This is a genomic window from Nonomuraea sp. CA-141351 (assembly GCF_050944675.1).
In the GTDB taxonomy this organism is placed as follows: Bacteria; Actinomycetota; Actinomycetes; order Streptosporangiales; family Streptosporangiaceae; genus Nonomuraea.
This window is the reverse complement of record NZ_CP191982.1, coordinates 11,069,408-11,086,472: the sequence shown is the minus strand read 5'-3', so window position 1 is coordinate 11,086,472 and position 17,065 is coordinate 11,069,408. Positions and strand designations below refer to the sequence as shown.

At 67.9% G+C, this 17,065-nt stretch carries 18 protein-coding genes; 11 read left to right on the top strand and 7 right to left on the bottom strand.

The genetic code is table 11. The annotated features are described in order from the left end of the window. Positions 1–335 precede the first annotated feature (335 nt). The 5 genes from ACQPWU_RS52005 to ligD (ACQPWU_RS51985) all read right to left on the bottom strand — a co-directional run bounded on the left by ACQPWU_RS52005 (position 336) and on the right by ligD (ACQPWU_RS51985) (position 3,782). Entirely contained in the window at positions 336–566 is a 231-nt protein-coding gene (locus tag ACQPWU_RS52005) for a DUF3107 domain-containing protein (RefSeq protein ID WP_433434181.1), read from the bottom strand. 88 nt (positions 567–654) lie between these two features. Further along, positions 655–1,275 carry a TetR/AcrR family transcriptional regulator gene (locus ACQPWU_RS52000; protein ID WP_360704978.1) on the bottom strand — a complete coding sequence of 207 codons (621 nt, stop codon included), beginning with the start codon at positions 1,273–1,275 and terminating at the stop codon, positions 655–657. A gap of 481 nt (positions 1,276–1,756) precedes the next feature. After that, complete coding sequence (locus ACQPWU_RS51995) at positions 1,757–1,966, bottom strand: hypothetical protein (protein WP_360704975.1); 210 nt, start codon at positions 1,964–1,966, stop codon at positions 1,757–1,759. Positions 1,967–2,010: 44 nt separating this feature from the next. Next, on the bottom strand, positions 2,011–2,883 hold the full coding sequence (gene ligD / locus ACQPWU_RS51990) for a non-homologous end-joining DNA ligase (protein ID WP_433434177.1): 873 nt from the start codon (positions 2,881–2,883) through the stop codon (positions 2,011–2,013). Further along, the gene (gene ligD, locus ACQPWU_RS51985; RefSeq protein WP_433434174.1) at positions 2,880–3,782 is read right to left on the bottom strand and encodes a non-homologous end-joining DNA ligase; all 903 of its coding nucleotides are present in this window, start codon (positions 3,780–3,782) and stop codon (positions 2,880–2,882) included. The genes ligD (ACQPWU_RS51990) and ligD (ACQPWU_RS51985) overlap by 4 nt, the downstream gene beginning before the upstream one ends. A gap of 60 nt (positions 3,783–3,842) precedes the next feature. Between ligD (ACQPWU_RS51985) and ACQPWU_RS51980 the strand changes: the two genes are divergently transcribed. From ACQPWU_RS51980 to ACQPWU_RS51970, 3 genes are all read left to right on the top strand, one after another. Further along, positions 3,843–4,712 (top strand): Ku protein, encoded by an 870-nt coding sequence (locus tag ACQPWU_RS51980; protein WP_433434171.1) that lies wholly within the window; start codon positions 3,843–3,845, stop codon positions 4,710–4,712. Positions 4,713–5,283: 571 nt separating this feature from the next. Next, positions 5,284–5,622: a hypothetical protein gene (locus ACQPWU_RS51975; protein WP_433434169.1), complete on the top strand. Its 339-nt coding sequence runs from the start codon at positions 5,284–5,286 to the stop codon at positions 5,620–5,622. A gap of 554 nt (positions 5,623–6,176) precedes the next feature. After that, the gene (locus tag ACQPWU_RS51970) at positions 6,177–6,500 is read left to right on the top strand and encodes a hypothetical protein (protein ID WP_360704961.1); all 324 of its coding nucleotides are present in this window, start codon (positions 6,177–6,179) and stop codon (positions 6,498–6,500) included. Between the two features lie 908 nt (positions 6,501–7,408). Here ACQPWU_RS51970 and ACQPWU_RS51965 read toward each other — a convergent pair. Both ACQPWU_RS51965 and ACQPWU_RS51960 read right to left on the bottom strand, forming a co-directional pair. Then, on the bottom strand, positions 7,409–7,843 hold the full coding sequence (locus ACQPWU_RS51965; RefSeq protein WP_433434166.1) for a hypothetical protein: 435 nt from the start codon (positions 7,841–7,843) through the stop codon (positions 7,409–7,411). Positions 7,844–8,301: 458 nt separating this feature from the next. Next, on the bottom strand, positions 8,302–8,748 hold the full coding sequence (locus ACQPWU_RS51960) for a hypothetical protein (protein ID WP_433434164.1): 447 nt from the start codon (positions 8,746–8,748) through the stop codon (positions 8,302–8,304). A gap of 1,145 nt (positions 8,749–9,893) precedes the next feature. On the opposite strand from ACQPWU_RS51960, the gene ACQPWU_RS51955 reads away from it, so the two are divergent. The 8 genes from ACQPWU_RS51955 (at position 9,894) to ACQPWU_RS51920 (ending at position 16,883) form a co-directional block, all read left to right on the top strand. Next, complete coding sequence (locus tag ACQPWU_RS51955; protein WP_433434161.1) at positions 9,894–10,793, top strand: alpha/beta fold hydrolase; 900 nt, start codon at positions 9,894–9,896, stop codon at positions 10,791–10,793. Between the two features lie 43 nt (positions 10,794–10,836). Continuing rightward, on the top strand, positions 10,837–12,018 hold the full coding sequence (moeZ, locus tag ACQPWU_RS51950) for an adenylyltransferase/sulfurtransferase MoeZ (RefSeq protein ID WP_360710588.1): 1,182 nt from the start codon (positions 10,837–10,839) through the stop codon (positions 12,016–12,018). Between the two features lie 47 nt (positions 12,019–12,065). Beyond that, on the top strand, positions 12,066–12,782 hold the full coding sequence (locus tag ACQPWU_RS51945) for a hypothetical protein (protein ID WP_433434159.1): 717 nt from the start codon (positions 12,066–12,068) through the stop codon (positions 12,780–12,782). Further along, entirely contained in the window at positions 12,776–14,011 is a 1,236-nt protein-coding gene (locus ACQPWU_RS51940; RefSeq protein WP_433434156.1) for a S8 family serine peptidase, read from the top strand. Before ACQPWU_RS51945 ends, ACQPWU_RS51940 begins: the two co-directional genes overlap by 7 nt. A 114-nt stretch (positions 14,012–14,125) precedes the next feature. Further along, entirely contained in the window at positions 14,126–15,028 is a 903-nt protein-coding gene (locus ACQPWU_RS51935; RefSeq protein WP_433434153.1) for a hypothetical protein, read from the top strand. A gap of 5 nt (positions 15,029–15,033) precedes the next feature. Continuing rightward, positions 15,034–16,173, top strand: a complete 1,140-nt coding sequence (locus ACQPWU_RS51930) for a S8 family serine peptidase (RefSeq protein ID WP_433434151.1) — start codon at positions 15,034–15,036, stop codon at positions 16,171–16,173. Positions 16,174–16,221: 48 nt separating this feature from the next. Then, positions 16,222–16,581 (top strand): hypothetical protein, encoded by a 360-nt coding sequence (locus ACQPWU_RS51925; protein WP_433434148.1) that lies wholly within the window; start codon positions 16,222–16,224, stop codon positions 16,579–16,581. Then, positions 16,569–16,883 carry an MGMT family protein gene (locus ACQPWU_RS51920; protein WP_360705056.1) on the top strand — a complete coding sequence of 105 codons (315 nt, stop codon included), beginning with the start codon at positions 16,569–16,571 and terminating at the stop codon, positions 16,881–16,883. The genes ACQPWU_RS51925 and ACQPWU_RS51920 overlap by 13 nt, the downstream gene beginning before the upstream one ends. Positions 16,884–17,065 lie beyond the last annotated feature (182 nt).

The window sequence follows — 17,065 nt, the reverse complement described above, 5'->3', positions numbered from 1 at the left end:
TCACGCCCGGTGCTGCGGAGGGAGAGCGCGGCCTGTCCGGCCGCCGTGCCGAGGCGGCACTCCGCTCTCCACCCGCGTCCACCCCGCGCCTGCCTCTTCGGGACTCCCCACTAACCAACCCTCCGGTCCGCAAGGGCGCGCCGTTCAGCGCAGGGCGGCCGCCCTGCGGCCACCCGCTTGTGCGTGGGGCCGCAGAGATTGTTGCCGGCGGGGCCGTCCAGTGACCTACGCCAGGCGATGAGCGGTGCGCGGGTGCCGGCGAGGGCGGGATCGGCGCAGCCCGTCGACAAGCAAGGGGTACGGCGAAGCTTGCCGTACCCCTTGGTCATAAGCCCTTAGAGAGTGCCGCCGAACCCGACGGGCCTGGCGTCGTCCTCACCGATCTCGACGAAGCCGAGCGAGGCCACCGGCACGACGACCCGCCTGCCCTTGACGTCGGTCAGGGCGAGCACGCCACGCTCGACCGACAACGCGTTTCTGATCTCCTCTTCGACCTCCTCGGCCGTGAGGTCGGTCTCGACAATGAGTTCGCGGTGTACGGAGCGTACGCCGATCTTGATTTCCATCGTGGCTCCTTAGTCGACGGGCCAGCTCACTCCCATCGTGGCGGCTCGAAGCCGCGAACGGCGCAAATGATCGCGGCAAGCGAACGGGTTATGCCGTACGCGGAAAACCGCTGATGCCGCGCCAGGCCAGCCGCGCCATGAGCTGCTCCGCCGCGTCCTTCGGAATCGAGCCGTGCGTGGTCACCCAGTAACGGGCGCTCACCTGGGCCATGCCGACCAGGCCCATGCCGAGCAGATGCGCCTCGTCGCTGGTGCACCCGGTGTCCTCCTGGATGACCGCGCTGACCATCTCCGCGCACTCCTGCAGCGAGCGCTCCACGCGCTGCCGCACCGGCGCGACGTTCTGCAGGTCGGACTCGAACACGAGCCGGAACGCCTCGCCCTGCGAGGAGACGAAGTCGAAGAACGCGCTGAACGTGGCCTGCACGCGGAGTTTGTTCTCGTGGGTGGAGGCCAGCGCCTCCCGGCAGCGGTTGACCATGTCGTCGACGTGGAGGTCGAGCAGCGCCAGGTAGAGCTCCAGCTTGCCGGGGAAGTGCTGGTACAGCACGGGCTTGCTGACCCCTGCGCGTTCAGCGATCTCGTCCATGGCGGCCGCGTGATAGCCGTTCTCCACGAACACTTCCTGCGCGGCGCTCAGCAGCTGCCGGCGGCGCGCGAGTCGGGGCAGACGGGTGCCCCGGGGCTTCGCATCCGGGGTTGCGGTCACACGGATCTCCATAGGTCTCTCAGCGGGCTGTGCGGACATCCTACGTGCGGGAAGGCCGCGTGTTCATGGCCTCCCCTTCGCGGAGGCGGGCTCGGTCGCTGGGGAGCCGTCGCCTTCCCTCGTCGCTCTGGTCGCTACGCTCCCTGCGCTCCTCAGTCCAGGCGACGGCGCTACTGCGTCCATGGCCTCCCCTTCGCGGAGGCGGGCTCGGTCGCCGGGGAGCCGCCGCCTTCCCTCGTCGCTCTGGTCGCTGCGCTCCCTGCGCTCCTCAGTCCAGGCGACGGCGCTCCCTCGCGTGTTCATGGCCTCCACTTCGCGGAGGCGGGCTCGGTCGCCGGGGAGCCGTCGCCTTCCCTCGTCGCTCTGGTCGCTGCGCTCCCGCCACTCCTCAGTCCAGGCGACGGCGCTCCCTCGCCGTTTCATGGCCTCACTCCGTGAGGTCGCTCGGTCGCCCAGGTGCCGAGTCGTCGCGGAGCCGTACTCAGCGATATTCGTCGTCGTCGAGGTCCACCACGCGGTGCTGATCGGCCGCGTCGGCGGGATCGACGTCGAGCGGCAGCTCGAAGCGCAGCCTGCCGGCACTCTGGCGTATCTCGTGATGCTGATCGGCTGCGTCGGCCTCGGGCGTCTCGATCGACAGCTCTTCCTCCTCTTCGACGTCGTACGAGAGCTCGTCCCCGCGTATGTCCATCTCCGACATCTTCTGGTCCCCCTTAAGGTGCGGACGGAACCAGCCTACGCCCGGCTGAAAAGGTCGCCGTGCTTCTCCACTCTGGCGAGTACAGCCGGCGCCGTGAACACCAGCTCCTCGGGCCGTTCGCAGCTCTCGACCTCCTTCCACAACAGCGGTGTCGAGACGGTCGGCTGCTCCCTGGCCCGCAGCGAGTACGGCGCCACGGTGGTCTTGGCAGGGTTGTTCTGGCTCCAGTCGATGAAGACCTTCCCAGGTCTGGCCTTCTTCGTCATCACGCTGACCACCTGTTCGGGATGCTCTTTCTCCAGAAGCCGAGCCAGTCTCCTGGCGTAGTCGGAGGGCTCCTCGCGGCAGTCCCAGTCGGCGTACAGCTGCATGCCCTTGCTCCCGCTGGTCTTCGGCCTCGCGGTGAGCCCCTCGCTCTTCAGCACCTCGCGCAGCATGAGCGCGACCTCGCAACACTCGACGATGGTCGCGGGCGCGCCGGGGTCGAGGTCGAACACGAGCGTGTCGGGCGCCAGCGGCTCGCCGTCCTCGTCGACGCGCCACTGGGGCACGTGCAGCTCGAGCGCGGCGAGGTTGGCGTAGTAGACGAGCGTGGGCAGATCGTCGACGACGGCGAAGTCGATGGTCTCGCGGTTCTTGGTGCTGCCGGGGGCGGGCAGGGTGACCCGCCGCACCCAGGAGGGGGTGTGGTCGGGGGCGTTCTTCTCGAAGAAGGACTGGCCGTTGACGCCGTTCGGGTAGCGCTTGACGGTGAGGGGCCTGCCCTGGAGGTGGGGGAGGAGCACGGGGGCGACACGGCTGTAGTAGTCGATGACCTCCGCCTTGGTGAAGCCGTACTCCGGGTAGAGGACCTTGTCCAGGTTGCTCAGCGTCAGCTCGCGCCCGTCGACCTTGACCGGCACCTTCATAGCCTCACCTCCGAGGGGAGCTTGTCGGGCCGCAGTCCGCGCCACACGGGGTGCCGCAGCCGCTGTTCGTCGGTCCACATCGTGTAGGCCACCTCCCCGACCAGTTCCGGCCTAACCCACCGGTTCCGCCACGGAACCTCGTTGCAGAACGGGCTGCGCGGGATCTCCAGAGGCCGCATCCGCTGGTAGAGCTCATCGAGCACGGCGTCGGTGAACCCGGTGCCCACGTGCCCCACGTACGTGAACCCCTGATCGGTGAACACCCCCATCACGAGCGACCCGACCCCACCCGCCCGGCGCCCCTTGCCCGGCTTCCAGCCGCCGATCACGACCTCCCTGGTGATCAGATTCTTGACCTTGATCCACCAGGGGGAGCGCGTGCCCGCGCGATAGGGCGAGTCCAGCCGCTTGGCGACCACACCCTCGAGCCCCTGCTCGTGCGTGGCCGTGAGCAGGTCGGAGTCGCCGGGGAAGTACGGGGGAGCGCCGACGTCCAGCTCGTCGAGCAATGCCCGCCGGTCCCGGTAGGGCAGGTCGAACAGCGGCGTGCCGTCGAGGTAGAGCAGGTCGAACGGCATGTACGTAATGGGGTACAGCTCCAGCATCATCGGCTCGGGATCGGTCAGGTGCATCCTGTGCTGCAACCGCTCGAAGCTGGGCCTGCCGCGCGAGTCCAGCGCGACGACCTCGCCGTCGATGATCGCGTTCTTAACCCCGAACCCCGAGATTTCCGGATACCGCCGTGTGTACTCCACCCCATGTCTACCCGTCACCCTCAGCCCGTCGTCAAGGTGGACGATGGCGCGGATGCCGTCCCATTTGACCTCCAGCCCATACCGCTCGCGGTCGGAGGGTAGTACCCCAGGTACGGCCAGCATCGGTTCGACCGGGTATGGCATTGGTTGCCCCATGACGGGTATGTGCCCCATGGCGGACTCATTGAGAGCTGAGGAGTGACCATGCGCAGCATCTGGAAAGGTGCGATCTCCTTCGGGCTGGTCACGATCCCCGTCAAGCTCTACTCCGCGACCGAGCAGAAGGACGTGACGTTCCACCAGGTGCACCGCGAGGACGGCGGCCGGATTCGCTACAAGCGCGTGTGCACGGTGGACGGCGAAGAGGTGCCGTACTCCGACATCGCCAAGGGATACGAACTGGCGTCGGGCGAGATCGTCGTGCTCACCGACGAGGACTTCGAGGGCCTGCCGCTGAGCACGTCACGCAGGATCGACGTCCTCCAGTTCGCCCCGGCCGACCAGATCGACCCGATCTACTTCGCCAAGTCCTACTACCTGGAGCCGGACGCGCAGGGGGCGAAGCCGTACGTACTGTTGCGCAACGCACTGGAGAGCTCGGGCCAGGTGGCGGTGGTCAAGGTGGCGCTGCGCCAGCGCGAGTCCCTGGCCACACTGCGGGTACGGGACGGCGTCTTCGTGCTGGAGACCATGCTCTGGCCCGACGAGATCCGCAAGCCGGACTTCGCCTTCCTGGATGAGGACATCGAGGTACGCTCCCAGGAGCTCAAGATGGCCGAGTCCCTGATCGCCACGATGGAGTCGGACTTCGACCCGAGCGAGTACCACGACGCCTATCGCGAGGCGTTGCAGCAGGTGATCGAGGCGAAGGTGGCAGGCAAGGAAGTCCTTCCTCCCAGGGAGGAAGAGGAGGCCCGCCCGGCGGTGGACCTCATGGCCGCGCTGAGGGCCAGCGTGGAGGCCGCGAAGCGGGAGCGGGAAGCCGGCGAGCCCGCCAAGGCCAAGAAGGCGGCGGGCAAGTCCAAGGACGAAGAGAAGGCCCCCGCGAAGCGCAAGGCCCGCAAGTCCGCCTAAGGCCACCTGCGCCCCCTACGGGCCTGGTTGAGGCCTGGACGGCGGGCAGTCGCCCGCCGCGCCCACCCGCCGCGCGTGGCCCGCCCGGACATCCCTCGATCGCTCCGCCCCGCCATGAGCGGAACACCCATAAGGCGCGTCACGCGCGACGAGGATTCGGTCTGCGCCGTGTGCGGGCGCTTTTCCGCCCGATGAGGGCTCTGTATGAGGTATCTCCCTATGCGCGCCGGTGGTGAGTGCTCAACGCCCAGCCGTCCGCGCCGGCTCTCGCTGAACACTGTCCCTGCTGCAATGCCGCATGAAGTGCGGCGTGCCAATCGGGTACGGCCGCACCACGGCGATCGGCCAAATAGGACATATCGGGATAATTCATAACATGTCACGAGATAAATCTTTAATACGAGCAATAACATGGCTATTGCATAGCAAAATGGGGTGATTCCCGTTTGTACCCCCTCTGTCCCGGTAATGACCTTTACCGGATGACTCTTCAGCAGGCGTCCAAAGGCGTTTTCCGAGTAATCGGGAAACGTCGAGAACGGGGCAACAGATCCTTTAGGGGGAAACCGAAATGCCCAAGCTCAAGACTGTTATGGCGGGCCTCGCCATCGGTACGGCCATGTCCGGTGGCGTGCTCGCGCTGAGCGCGACGACGACCTCGGCCAGCGCCGGCACCGCCGAGGTGACCACCGGCACGTCCGTCCTCACCGGGGGCGGCTGCGGCTGGCGTCGCTGCGGCGGCTGGGGCTGGGGTGGCCGCGGCTGGGGCCGCCGCAACAACCGGACCGACGTCTTCGTCAACAACAACAACATCAACTTCAACCGCGACCACAACACCCACAGGGAGCGGAGGTTCGACCACCACGTGAACAAGTTCTTCCACGACGACGACGACGATGACGACGACTGAGTCGCGGTGACGTGACCGTGTGCTGACAGAGCAGGGATGGGTGCCCTTCCTCATGACCGGTCGTTGTTCGCTCGAAGTGGATTCGGCCGGTGAATGCCCGGCTCTCGGGAGTGGCCCGCGTTTCCTGCGCGGCTGGGCCTGAGATTCGCTCTCCTCGTCTCCACGGAAATTCTGGTGAGGGCTCCACTGGCATCGGCCAGGGGGCCCTCACTCTGCCGTGTCCGGCGAGGTGTTTGCTCGGGCGCCTTTATTGGTGCCGGACGTCGAATGGGGGTGCCTCCGCCGGAAAGCCCGCCTGGGCTCGGCGAGAGGCGGCGGTTATATGCCATGGCCTGTTACTGCTGGGCCATGTGAATGTCTGGTGTCGGGCAAGACTGGACAATGTCGGTTTGCTGACTATTCGGCCGGAAATATGCAGGATACGGATGATTCGCTTAGCGAGCATCCGAGGGCGTTTCCCGATATTCCGGTCGTACTGGATTTGGGGAGCGCCGAGAACGGGGCAATCGATCCTTTAGGGGGGAACCGCAATGCCCAAAACGTTCAAGAATGTTATGGCAGGCCTCGCCATCAGCACGGCACTGGCCGGCGGCGTGGTCGCCGTGGGCGCCACGACGGCCGCGGCCAGCGCCGGCACCGCCACCCAGATCAGCGCCGGTACGTCCGTCCTCACCGGACTGACCGGCTGCCGCCGCTGGCGTCGCTGCGGCGGCTGGGGCGGACGCGGCTGGGGCTGGCGCCGTAACCGTCCCCAGACGATCCGGATCCTCATCCACAACAACAACCAGAACTTCAACGAGAGCCGGAACCGGTTCGATGACCGCCGGTTCGATGACCGCCGGTTCCGGTTCCATGGCTTTGACGACGATGACTTCTAGAGTCGACGTCTCGGTCTGAGCCGGCGGCGCATTTCCCTGCGCCGCTGAGGAGTTCGCCAAGGCGATGAACTCCGGTCGCACGAACGAGTGCCCGTATTCGCAAGGATGTCGTCCTCCGGGCGGAGGACGACATCCATCGGCGAGTACGGGCACTCATCTTTTTGCCCAGCACCCTGGCGCCACGCCTTTCACGGTGTGCCGCCCATGTGGGGACCTGATCGGGTGCCGTCGACCCGTCCCACGCACCCTGATAGTTCAGGTCGATCCGGCCTGCCCGGCCTGGGCGGATCGCATCGTTCCACCCCGTCGGCCTGTGGTCTATCGCGTTGACCCGTGCCGCTCGCCGTCGCTGCGCTCGATGCCCTCCGAGCCCGGGCACATGGGCGGTCGCCCAGCGCCGCCTCAGGCCATCGCGCTGGGAGAGAGAAGGGGCTTTGACGGAGGTGTGCGTCCGGGCGATTAGCCGCGATCGTCGCGTGCTCGCCGACGAGGTCGTCCAGGCCCGTGCACTCCACCGGCGGCGTGGGAGCCGCTGATGCCGGTCGACGCCTCGCGCGTCGCGGCCGGGCGGTGGGAGCCGGCTTCCGGCCACATCGATCACCAGGCCCGGCGCGCCGTCGCGTGCGAGCCTCCGGGCTGATCGCCGCTCGGGGTTGGGCCGGGGTACGTGGGGATGCGGCCGCTTCGGCCTCGGACCGGCGGCGCGGCATGGCCGGTGCGATGGGGAGACGCGGCACGGCCGGCGTGACGGGGGATGAAAGGCGGGGGACAAAAGCCGAGTGCCCGTAATCGCGAGCGGATGTTGATCCGTGCGAATACGGGCACTCGTGTGACCGGAGTCCACCTCGTCGGTGAGCTGCCGGGTGGTGCGGAAAGCGCGCCACAGGCTCAGGCTACGACGTCAGCCCTCAGAGGAGGCCGCCACCGCCGCCGCCACCGCCGCCACCGCCGCCGCCGCCGCCACCGCCGCCACCGCCGCCACCGCCGCCGCCACCGCCGCCGTCGCCGCCGTCGTTATCGTGGTCCTCGTCGTCGAACTTGAACTTTTCGAATTCCTTGTCGAAGTCGTGGAACCTCTGACGCAGGTCGTCGCGGGTGAAGTTCCAGTTTCTGTTGAAGACGTGGACATCCACGCGGTCGTTGCGGTGGTGCCTGCGCCACCAGCCGCCCCCGCCGCAGCGACCCCAGCCGCAACCATGTCCCCCGATGAGGACTGGCGCGCCGGTGCTGACCTGGGCGGTACCGGCGCTGGCCGCGGACGTCGCCGCGCCGGCGGCGAGCGCGCCGCCGGTCAGCGCCGTACCGATGGCGAGGCCCGCCATAACACTTTTGAGCTTGGGCATTGCGTTTTCCTCCTAAAGGATCGATTGCCCCGTTTTCGACATTTCCCGAAAACGGCGTAGCCGGGATGTCGGGAAATGACTCGGAATGGCCGCTGAGTAAAAACCTTCCGTGTTCTGTATATTTCCGGCCGGATAGCCGACAAACCGGAATTATTCAGACTTTCCCGACGGTAGATGTTTCTATGGTCCAGGAAAGGCGGGCCATTCATGGCCGCCATCCCCCCGGCGCGCGGAATAACGAGAAAGGGAACGAGGTTCGCAGTGAGGGCTCCCCGGCCGATGCCGGCGGAGCCCCCACCAGGAATTGTCGAGGAGACGAGGAGGATGCATCTCAGGCCGAACCGCGCAGGAAACGCGGACCGCTCCCGAGAGCCCGTGATTCACCGGCCGAATCCATTTTCTGGAAACAATGACCAACTATGAAGACGGGCACTCATCCCTGTGTCGTCGGCACCCGATCAGTCGTGGTTGTGGTCCTCGTGGTTCTTCTTCTTGAACTCGCGGTGGTCCTTCTCCCGCTCGTCGCGCCTGTCCCTCCTACGGTGGGTGTTCAGGTTGATGTTGTCGTTGTGGACGGTGACGCAGACGTGGCGACGGTTGGACCTCCAGCCGCCCCCGCCCCGACGGCAACCACGGTTGCCGACGCCGTCGGTGCCGTTGTTGAAGCCGCCGTTGGCGAAGAGGAACGGGAAGAACTCCTCGAAGCCTCGGTCGTCATCGTCATCGTCATCGTCGTCGTTGGTGAAGAAGATGGCGTCGTCGTCATCGTCGTCGTCGCCGGTGAGGAAGTTCCCGCCGGTGAACTGGGTGGTGGCGTCTGCGTAGGTGGCGCCCAGGCCGACCACGCCGCCGGTCAGCACCGTGCTGACGGCGAGACCCGCCATAACACTCTTGAGGTTGGGCATTGCGTTTTCCCCCTAAAGGATCTGTTGCCCCGTTCTCGACGTTTTCGGATTCCCTGAAAACAGGTCCCTGGACGGCTGCTGAAGAGTCATCCGCTGAAAGTCATTTCCGAGGCGGTGGGCAGGCAAACAGGAATCACCCTATTTTGCTATGCATTAACACTCTTCTTGCTCGCATTAGACATCTATCCAATGAAATGGCACGATATGTCCGATTTTTCCGCGATGGAAAACGGTCGTAAGTGGCATTGGTCGTCGTGCCGGCCGGACTCCCTATTGGCCGTGCCGGTGTCGCGAGCCGTGATGTCCTCGCTTGCGATGCCGCTCCGAGGTGCGAAGAGTCGCGAACATATTTATTGCCGTGATGCCGGCGCGCGCCGGCGGCGTTTGCATTTCGCCATGGTTGTGAGGGCAGGCATGCTGACGCTCACCGGTGTTGCCGGCTGGATGCGTTATTGCGCCACGGCGGCCATCATTGTCCGGGACGTCGTTCTGTTGTCCCAGAGGATGTCTTCCGCTTGCAGGCGGTGCTCAATGCCCGCGTCTCGACTCGCTCCGCCTTAACGGTGAGTGTCCATGCTGTCACGCTGAGTACCGCTTGGTTGTCATGTTTTCCGGCCTTGACTGCCACAAACGGGGGGCTACAGCTTTTACCTCACTCTTAGTCTGGCATGAGATCCATTAGACATTTTTGAAACTAAATAGGCTGATATGTCCGCATTGATCAGAGCGGGTCCCGTGCGGTGACATCCCTGTCGCGGTCAGAGCGCACACGAAAGGCCGCGAACCCACACGAAGGGTCCGCGGCCGCACTGGTCCGGCTAGCCTCTGCCGCGCTGGTCAACGATCCGCTCGCCGGGCCGGGCTCGGATGTTGGGCCCGGTCCTGACGTGCCGCACCCCGTACTTGCAACGGGGATGGTTGAGGACCGCGGCGTCACTCGCCGCGACCAGCCCTCCTCCTGCGATGGCCGCGGCTGCCAGGGCCGCGGTGATACGGCTGAAGTGAAGAGCATGACGTCCCCCTGTCCGCACTCGGGGGCGTATGCGCCAGATGTCTGCTCTGTAGGGAATTCAGACCCCGCCCAGACCCGATGGTTATCGTTGAGGGAACGAGAAGAGACGTTCGCGAAACGACAAGGGGGACGCATGATGGCGGAGCCGATCCCGCACTGGCCGGGACGCATGATCGGCTCGGTGCACGTCCGATCGACGGGCGAGGGCACGGGCGAGCAGGCCGTCTTCGTGCACGGCCTGGCCGGGTCGGCCACCAACTGGACCGATCTCATGGGCGAGCTCAAAGACACCGTCACCGGCCACGCCCTCGACCTCCCAGGGGCGGGGTTCTCGCCCGCCCCGTCCGACGGCGACTACACCGTCGCCGGCCACGCCAGAGCCGTGACCGAGCTGATGGAGCACACCGGCCCGGCCCACCTGTTCGGCAACTCGCTCGGCGGCGCGATCGCCGTCAGGGTCGCCGCCGGCCGTCCCGACCTGGTCCGCTCACTCACGCTGGTCTCCCCGGCCCTGCCCGACCTGCTCCCCAGGTACGGCCCCGTCCGCATCGCCGCCGCCGCGATCCCCGTGCTCGGCGAATGGGTGGCGAGCCGACTCTCCCTGGTCCCCGCAGAGCAGCGCATCAACGCCTCCATGGCCATGGTCTGGGCCAACGCCAACAGCGTCCATCCCCTCCGCCTGCGCGACGCGATCGACGAGCTCCGCAGACGTGACGACCTTCCACACGCCGGTGAGGCCATGATCGGCTCGGCCAGGGGCATCGTGGCCGAGTACTTCCGCCGCGGCGAGGGCAACCTGTGGCGCCAGGCGGCCAAGGTCAAGGCCCCGACCCTGATCGTGCACGGCAGGCACGACCGTCTCGTCCGGCCCGCCATGGCCGCGAAGGCGTACCGTACGTTCCCGCAGGTCAGGCTCGTGCTGCTGCCGACGGCGGGCCACGTGGCGATGATGGAGATGCCGCAGGTCGTGGCGGCGGAAGCACGCCGTCTGATCGGTGAGACTCGATTGGGGAATGCCCCACTCGCCAGCTAGGTTTCAAGGTGAGATAGGACCCCCTGGAACGGGAGCGTAGAAAGTGTCGTTGCCACCGCTGGTCGAGCCGGCCGCAGAGCTGACCGTCGACGAAGTGCGCCGCTACTCGCGCCACCTGATCATCCCCGATGTGGGCATGGCGGGGCAGAAGCGGCTGAAGAACGCCAAGGTGCTGTGTGTCGGCGCCGGGGGCCTGGGCTCGCCCGCGCTGATGTACCTCGCGGCGGCGGGCGTCGGCACCCTCGGCATCATCGACTTCGACGTGGTCGATGAGTCCAACCTGCAGCGCCAGATCATCCACGGCCAGTCCGACGTGGGCAGGCTGAAGGCCGAGAGCGCCGCGGCGTCAGTCCGCGAGATCAACCCGCTGGTCGATGTCGTCATCCACAACACGGCGTTGACCACGGAAAACGTCATGGAGATCTTCTCCGGCTACGACCTCATCGTCGACGGCACCGACAACTTCGCCACGCGCTACATGGTGAACGACGCGGCGGTGCTGCTGGGCAAGCCGTACGTCTGGGGCTCGATCTACCGCTTCGACGGTCAGGCCAGCGTGTTCTGGGCCGAGCACGGGCCCTGCTACCGCTGCCTCTACCCGGAGCCCCCGCCCCCCGGCATGGTGCCGTCGTGCGCCGAGGGCGGCGTGCTGGGCGTGCTGTGCGCGTCGATCGGCTCCATCCAGGTCAACGAGGCCATCAAGCTGCTGACGGGCATCGGCGACCCGCTGGTCGGGCGGCTGATGATCTACGACGCCCTTGAGATGAAGTACCGCGACGTCAAGGTCCGCAAGGACCCTGAGTGCGTCCTGTGCGGCAAGAACCCGACGGTCACCCAGCTGCTCGACGACTACGAGGCGTTCTGCGGCGCGATCTCCGACGAGGCCGCCGAGGCCGCCACCGGCTCCACGATCACCGCGCTGGAGCTCAAGGGCATGCAGGACCGCGGCGAGAGCATCTTCCTCGTCGACGTCCGCGAGCCGAACGAGTACGAGATCGTCTCCATCCCCGGCGCCACGCTGATCCCCAAGGGCGAGTTCCTCAACGGCTCGGCCCTGGAGAAGCTGCCGCAGGACAAGCGCATCGTGCTCCACTGCAAGTCCGGCGCGCGCTCGGCCGAGGCGCTCGCCGTGGTCAAGAACGCCGGGTTCTCCGACGCCGTCCACGTGGGTGGCGGCGTGCTGAGCTGGATCAAGACGGTAGACCCGAGCCTGCCCGCCTACTAAGGGGTTTCTGGGGATGTTCCCCGGACGTCCCTATTAAGGTCGATGGGGTGAACTCCGCTCGGCCCTGGCCCATTCTCGTGGTGGCCTCCGCGCTGACCCTGGTCTGCGCGGTGGCCGCCGGGGTGGCGGGCAGTGCGGCCGGCGCGGAGCTCACCCGCGGCCCCACCGCGGCGGAGCTGCAGGCGGCGGCCAGGCACGAGGTCGCCGAGCGCTGGCGCACCTGGCCCAGCGGACGTATCTTCCCCGCCACATTGACGTACTCCGCCGAGCAGGGCGGGCAGGAACGTGCCAGCAGGATCGGCATCTCGCCCCAGACCTCCTGCGACTCCGTCGACTCCAAGGCGGTCAGAACGCTGCGCAAGGCCGGCTGCAGGGGCGTGCTCCGGGCCACCTACATCGACGCGCTGCGCGGCGTGCTCGTCACGATCGGCGTGGTGGCCCTGCGCGACGAGCCGGGCGCCGTACGCGCCAAGACCGCCTTCTCCGACAGTGGCAAACCCGTGCCGGGCCTGTATCCGCTGGCCTTCAGCGGCACTGTGGCCGACCGGTTCACCCCTGACGTGCGGCAGACCGGTTCGGTACGGCAGGCCGGGCCGTACCTGGTGCTGACCACGGCGGGCCAGGTGGACGGCCGGCCCGCGAACGCGGCGGACGAACAGCGGCCCGCCATCTTCGCCTTCGCCACCGAGATCGCCGAGCACGTGCTGACCGACCTCAGCACGCCCAGGATGCCCGACTGCACGGCCAAGGAGTGGCAGTGCTGAGCCTGGGCAGTAGGCGGATCATGCTGAGGCAGGGCGCGGCGGTCGCGGCGGCCGCAATGGTGCTGTTCACGGCCGCGCCCGCGTGGGCGGACGACGTGCGCGGCGGTCAGCAGCCGGTCATCAAGACGCTGGAGCTGACCCAGGCCTGGCGCACCAGCAAAGGCCGCGGGGTGACGGTGGCGGTGCTCGACTCCGGCGTCGATCCACGCCATCGCGACCTGGTGCGCTCGGTGCGGGTGGGCAAGGATTTCACCGCGGGCGCGAACCCGCCCGGGATCGCCCCGCTCCGCCTGCACGGCACGTACATGGCCTCTCTGATCGCCGGGCACGGCCACGGACCCGGAGGAAAACTGGGGATCATCGGCGTAGCGCCCGAAGCGGACGTACTGTCAGTAAGGGTCATCCTCGAGGACGAGGAGCCGGGTTTCCGGGAATTCAACTCGGAGGAGCGCTTCGAGAACGTGGTGGCCCGGGGCATTCGCTACGCCGTGGACGAGGGGGCAGACGTGATCAACATGTCGATCTCCAAGGAGCTGGCGACCAGGGAGGAGCGGGCGGCCATCCGCTACGCCATCTCCAAGGGCGTCGTGCTCGTGGCCGCCGCCGGCAACGACGGCGACAGGAAGGTCGACGCGGACTACGCCCCCTACTCCTATCCGGCCGCCTTTCCCGGGGTCGTCTCCGTTGGGGCGACGGACCGGCGGCTGCGGCGGGCCACGTTCTCCAACTGGAACTCCTCCGTGCTGGTGGCCGCGCCGGGCGTGGACATCATGGGCGCGGGCCCAGGCGACGAGTACTGGGTCGGGCGGGGCACCTCGCAGGCAACCGCGCTGGTCTCCGGAGTGGCCGCCCTCATAAAGTCCAAATATCCGGACATGTCGCCGCCGCTGGTCGCCCGCGCCCTGACCGCCAGCGCCACCGACCGGCCGCCGGGAGGATACGACATCGCCACCGGCTTCGGCATCGTGAACGCGGCCAGGGCCCTGTTGGAGGCCGGCAAGCTGGCCGGCTACACCGAGACCGCCGCGGGCGCCCAGGCGCAGGACCCCACCAGGCCGCTGGCGGGCGGGCAATCGGGCGCCATCAAGGTCATCGACAGGGACGAGAAGCGCGTCACGGTCCACGCGGCCATCGCCGCCGCAGCGGCCGTCGGCGCGCTCGCGTCCCTGAGTGTCATATTCATCCTGGTCAGGCGCGTCCGCCGGGCACACAGCTCACAAGGTGCATGATCCGCCTACTAAGGGGGACGAAATAGACAGGCGAGGGAGCGCGTCTCCCCGGCGATCGAGCCGCTTCCATGAAGTGGAGGCCGTCAACACGGATGAAGTCGGGAACGAGGCGGTGTGAGGGCTCGTAGGTCGACGTCAGGGCTACCGCGCGCCGGGGGAGACGCCACGCAGGGACAGAGGAACCCGCTCGGCGCCACCACCGGCCGGCGCTCGCGCGTCCGTGCTTGGCCGGCGGCGAACTCCCGTGCGCGCGCGGCCGTCAGGCAGCGCGTGGAGCTGGAAGGGCTCCAGCAGGGCGTGCGCTACAGGCGCATGTTCGTGACGCTGCTCAGCGTCATCGTGGTCGTGTCGTCCGTGGTCGTGCTGCTCGGCACGGTCGGCCTGTTCGCCGAGACGCGGTCGCGCCCGCTGACCCCCGATGAGCAGAACCAGTACCAGCAGGAGGAGATCGCCAGACGCTGGCAGGCCTGGCCGGCGACGGGGGTCTTCCCCGAAGAGGTGAAGTACCTCGGGCTCGACCGGGCCCAGCAGTACGCCAGGCGCGTGGGCATCGCCCCTGAGACCGAGTGCGGCAAGGGCGTGGACGCCTCCGTCGCCGGGGTGCTGCAGAGCCACGGCTGCGTCACGATGCTGCGGGCGACGTACATCGACCAGACGGCCTCGTTCGTGATCACGGTCGGGGTGGCCGTGCTGAAGGACGAGGCGGCCAGGGTCTCGGCCACCGAGGAGCTCACCCAGGACGACCGCGTGGGCGTGCTGCCCGTCGCCTTCCCCGGCACGGTCACCGAGCGCTTCGGCCCCGACCAGCGCCAGCGCACCGGCTGGGTGGGCGCGGGGCCGTACATCGTGTTCTCGACGGCGGGCTACGCCGACGGGCGGACCAGGGCCGCGATCCCGCCCGAGGAGATCCTGCACAGCGAGCTGTGGCCGGCCGCCAAGTCCGTCGGAAACCAGATCGCCTACTTCCTCGCGGACCCCCCCAAGGTGCCGCCCTGCACCCAGGGGAACGTGTGCTAGCCGGCGTGCGCGCGCTCACCGCCGCGCTGCTCGTGCTGTCAGGGCCTGGTGCCGAACCCGTGAGGGATCAGCAGCAGTGGGTGCTCGACGCGCTCAACGTCGAACAGGCCTGGTCCGTCACCAAAGGCGAGGGCGTCACGGTCGCCGTCGTGGACAGCGGCGTGGACAGCCACATCAAGGAGCTGAAGGGCCGCGTGAGCGCCGGCCCCGACATGACCTCGGGCGCGGTGAGCCGCCAGATGCCGCCGGGCAGGCACGGCACCGCCATGGCCGGTCTGATCGCTGCCTCGGGTGAGGACGACGGGCTGGTCGGCATCGCGCCCAAGGCGCACATCCTGTCGCTGCCCATGGTCACCGACGATGACCCCGAGCTGGGCGTCCCGCCGGTGCAGGACGACGAGCAGATCTCGGAGAGTCCGCTCGCCCGGGCGCTGCGGTACGCGGCCAACCACGGAGCCAAGGTCGTCAGCATGTCCATCGGCTCCTACGGCCCGCTCAGGTCCGAGCGCGAGGCCGTCTCGTACGCGCTCGGCAAGGGCGTCGTCCTGGTCGCCGCCGTGGGCAACGACGGCCTGACCAGCTACGCCAAGCAGAACGGCACCTCCTACTGGAGCTTCCCGGCCGGCTACCCGGGGGTCATCGGCGTGGCGGCCACCGACAAGCAGGGCAAGCGGGCCACGTTCAGCAGCGACAACCTCTCCGTGCTGGTCGCGGCGCCCGGCGTGGGCGTGCCCGTGGTCAAGCGCAAGAGTGGCTACGAGCTGTCGGAGGGCACCAGCTCGGCCGCCGCGCTGGTGGCGGGCGTGGCCGCGCTCATCAAGTCGCGCTATCCGGACCTGCCGCCAGAGCAGGTCGCCCAGGCCCTGGCGTCGAGCGCGCGGGGCAGGCCGGCCGCGGGCTACGACGACCAGACGGGGTACGGGGTGGTCGACGCGGCCGCCGCGCTCAACGCCGCCGAGCGGCTGACCGGCGAGCAACCCAGCGTCGCGGCAGGCAAGGAGCACTTCGGGCAGGGCGAGGACTCGCCCGTGCCGGCACGGCCGGGGCCCGACCCGCTCCGGCTGTGGTTGTACGGGGGAGGGGTGCTGGTCGCGCTGGTCATGTTCTGCGGCGCGATCATCGTGCTCAATCAGCGCAAGGAGTGAACCTTTACGATCCGCGCGAACAGTAAAGTTCCGCTATGGTCCCGCGTCATGGGATACGAGCTGCGGGTGGTGCGCGAGTCGCCACTCGCCTTCGCGGAGCTCGCGAAGGCCATCGCACCGGCCGGTTTCGAGCTGCGCGGATCTGACGAGATCGTGGCCGCACACAGGGGCGGCACGCACCCGGTGGCGCGCTGGCAGGGCCAGCTGATCGGGGAGCCCGGCTCCGACTGGCACGTCGCACAACTCCTCAGGCTGTCGGTCGCGCTCGGCGCCCGGCTGCTGGGCGAGGACGGCGAGGTCTACGCGCTGCGCGACGGCGTCATCGAGGTCCTGACGGGCGGCAGCGCGATGGAGATAGGCAAGTTCGACGAGATCATCGACGCGGGACCCGCGGCATGGAGCCCCTGAACCCCTTCGCCGAGCGGGTGCTCGACCTCGTCGAGCGCATCCCGCCCGGCAAGGTCATGGCGTACGGCGACATCGCCGAATACCTCGGCGAGGGCGGACCCCGGCAGGTCGGCAAGGTGATGTCCACATGGGGCGGCGGTGTGCCGTGGTGGCGCGTCGTGCACGCCGACGGCAGCGGCGCGGCCCCTGACCACCTGCAACGCTGCCTGGCCCACTGGCGCGAGGAGGGCACCCCCTTGCGGGGCGAGCGGGTGGACATGCGCAGGGGGCGGTGGGACGGGCGTTCAGCGGATTTTCAGTAAGGGGCGTGACCTGCTGTTTCGCCGAACGTGCGATTCCGTGACATGTGACTCCGATTAACATAGGCAGAACACTGATGGCGGCCCGAAAGGCGGTGCCTCCCTATGGCCACCGGCGTCACAGCCCAAAGCCATGGCGGCGACTCGCTCGCCGACCGCCTGAAGGCTGTCCAGGATCTCTGCGA

Coding starts and splice junctions, on each gene's coding strand:
- ACQPWU_RS52005 (WP_433434181.1), bottom strand. CDS start 566: ATGGAAATCAAGATCGGCGTACGCTCCGTACACCGCGAACTCATTGTC.
- ACQPWU_RS51995 (WP_360704975.1), bottom strand. CDS start 1,966: ATGGACATACGCGGGGACGAGCTCTCGTACGACGTCGAAGAGGAGGAA.
- ligD (WP_433434177.1), bottom strand. CDS start 2,883: ATGAAGGTGCCGGTCAAGGTCGACGGGCGCGAGCTGACGCTGAGCAAC.
- ligD (WP_433434174.1), bottom strand. CDS start 3,782: ATGCCATACCCGGTCGAACCGATGCTGGCCGTACCTGGGGTACTACCC.
- ACQPWU_RS51980 (WP_433434171.1), top strand. CDS start 3,843: ATGCGCAGCATCTGGAAAGGTGCGATCTCCTTCGGGCTGGTCACGATC.
- ACQPWU_RS51975 (WP_433434169.1), top strand. CDS start 5,284: ATGCCCAAGCTCAAGACTGTTATGGCGGGCCTCGCCATCGGTACGGCC.
- ACQPWU_RS51970 (WP_360704961.1), top strand. CDS start 6,177: ATGGCAGGCCTCGCCATCAGCACGGCACTGGCCGGCGGCGTGGTCGCC.
- ACQPWU_RS51965 (WP_433434166.1), bottom strand. CDS start 7,843: ATGCCCAAGCTCAAAAGTGTTATGGCGGGCCTCGCCATCGGTACGGCG.
- ACQPWU_RS51960 (WP_433434164.1), bottom strand. CDS start 8,748: ATGCCCAACCTCAAGAGTGTTATGGCGGGTCTCGCCGTCAGCACGGTG.
- ACQPWU_RS51955 (WP_433434161.1), top strand. CDS start 9,894: ATGATGGCGGAGCCGATCCCGCACTGGCCGGGACGCATGATCGGCTCG.
- ACQPWU_RS51925 (WP_433434148.1), top strand. CDS start 16,222: ATGGGATACGAGCTGCGGGTGGTGCGCGAGTCGCCACTCGCCTTCGCG.
- ACQPWU_RS51920 (WP_360705056.1), top strand. CDS start 16,569: ATGGAGCCCCTGAACCCCTTCGCCGAGCGGGTGCTCGACCTCGTCGAG.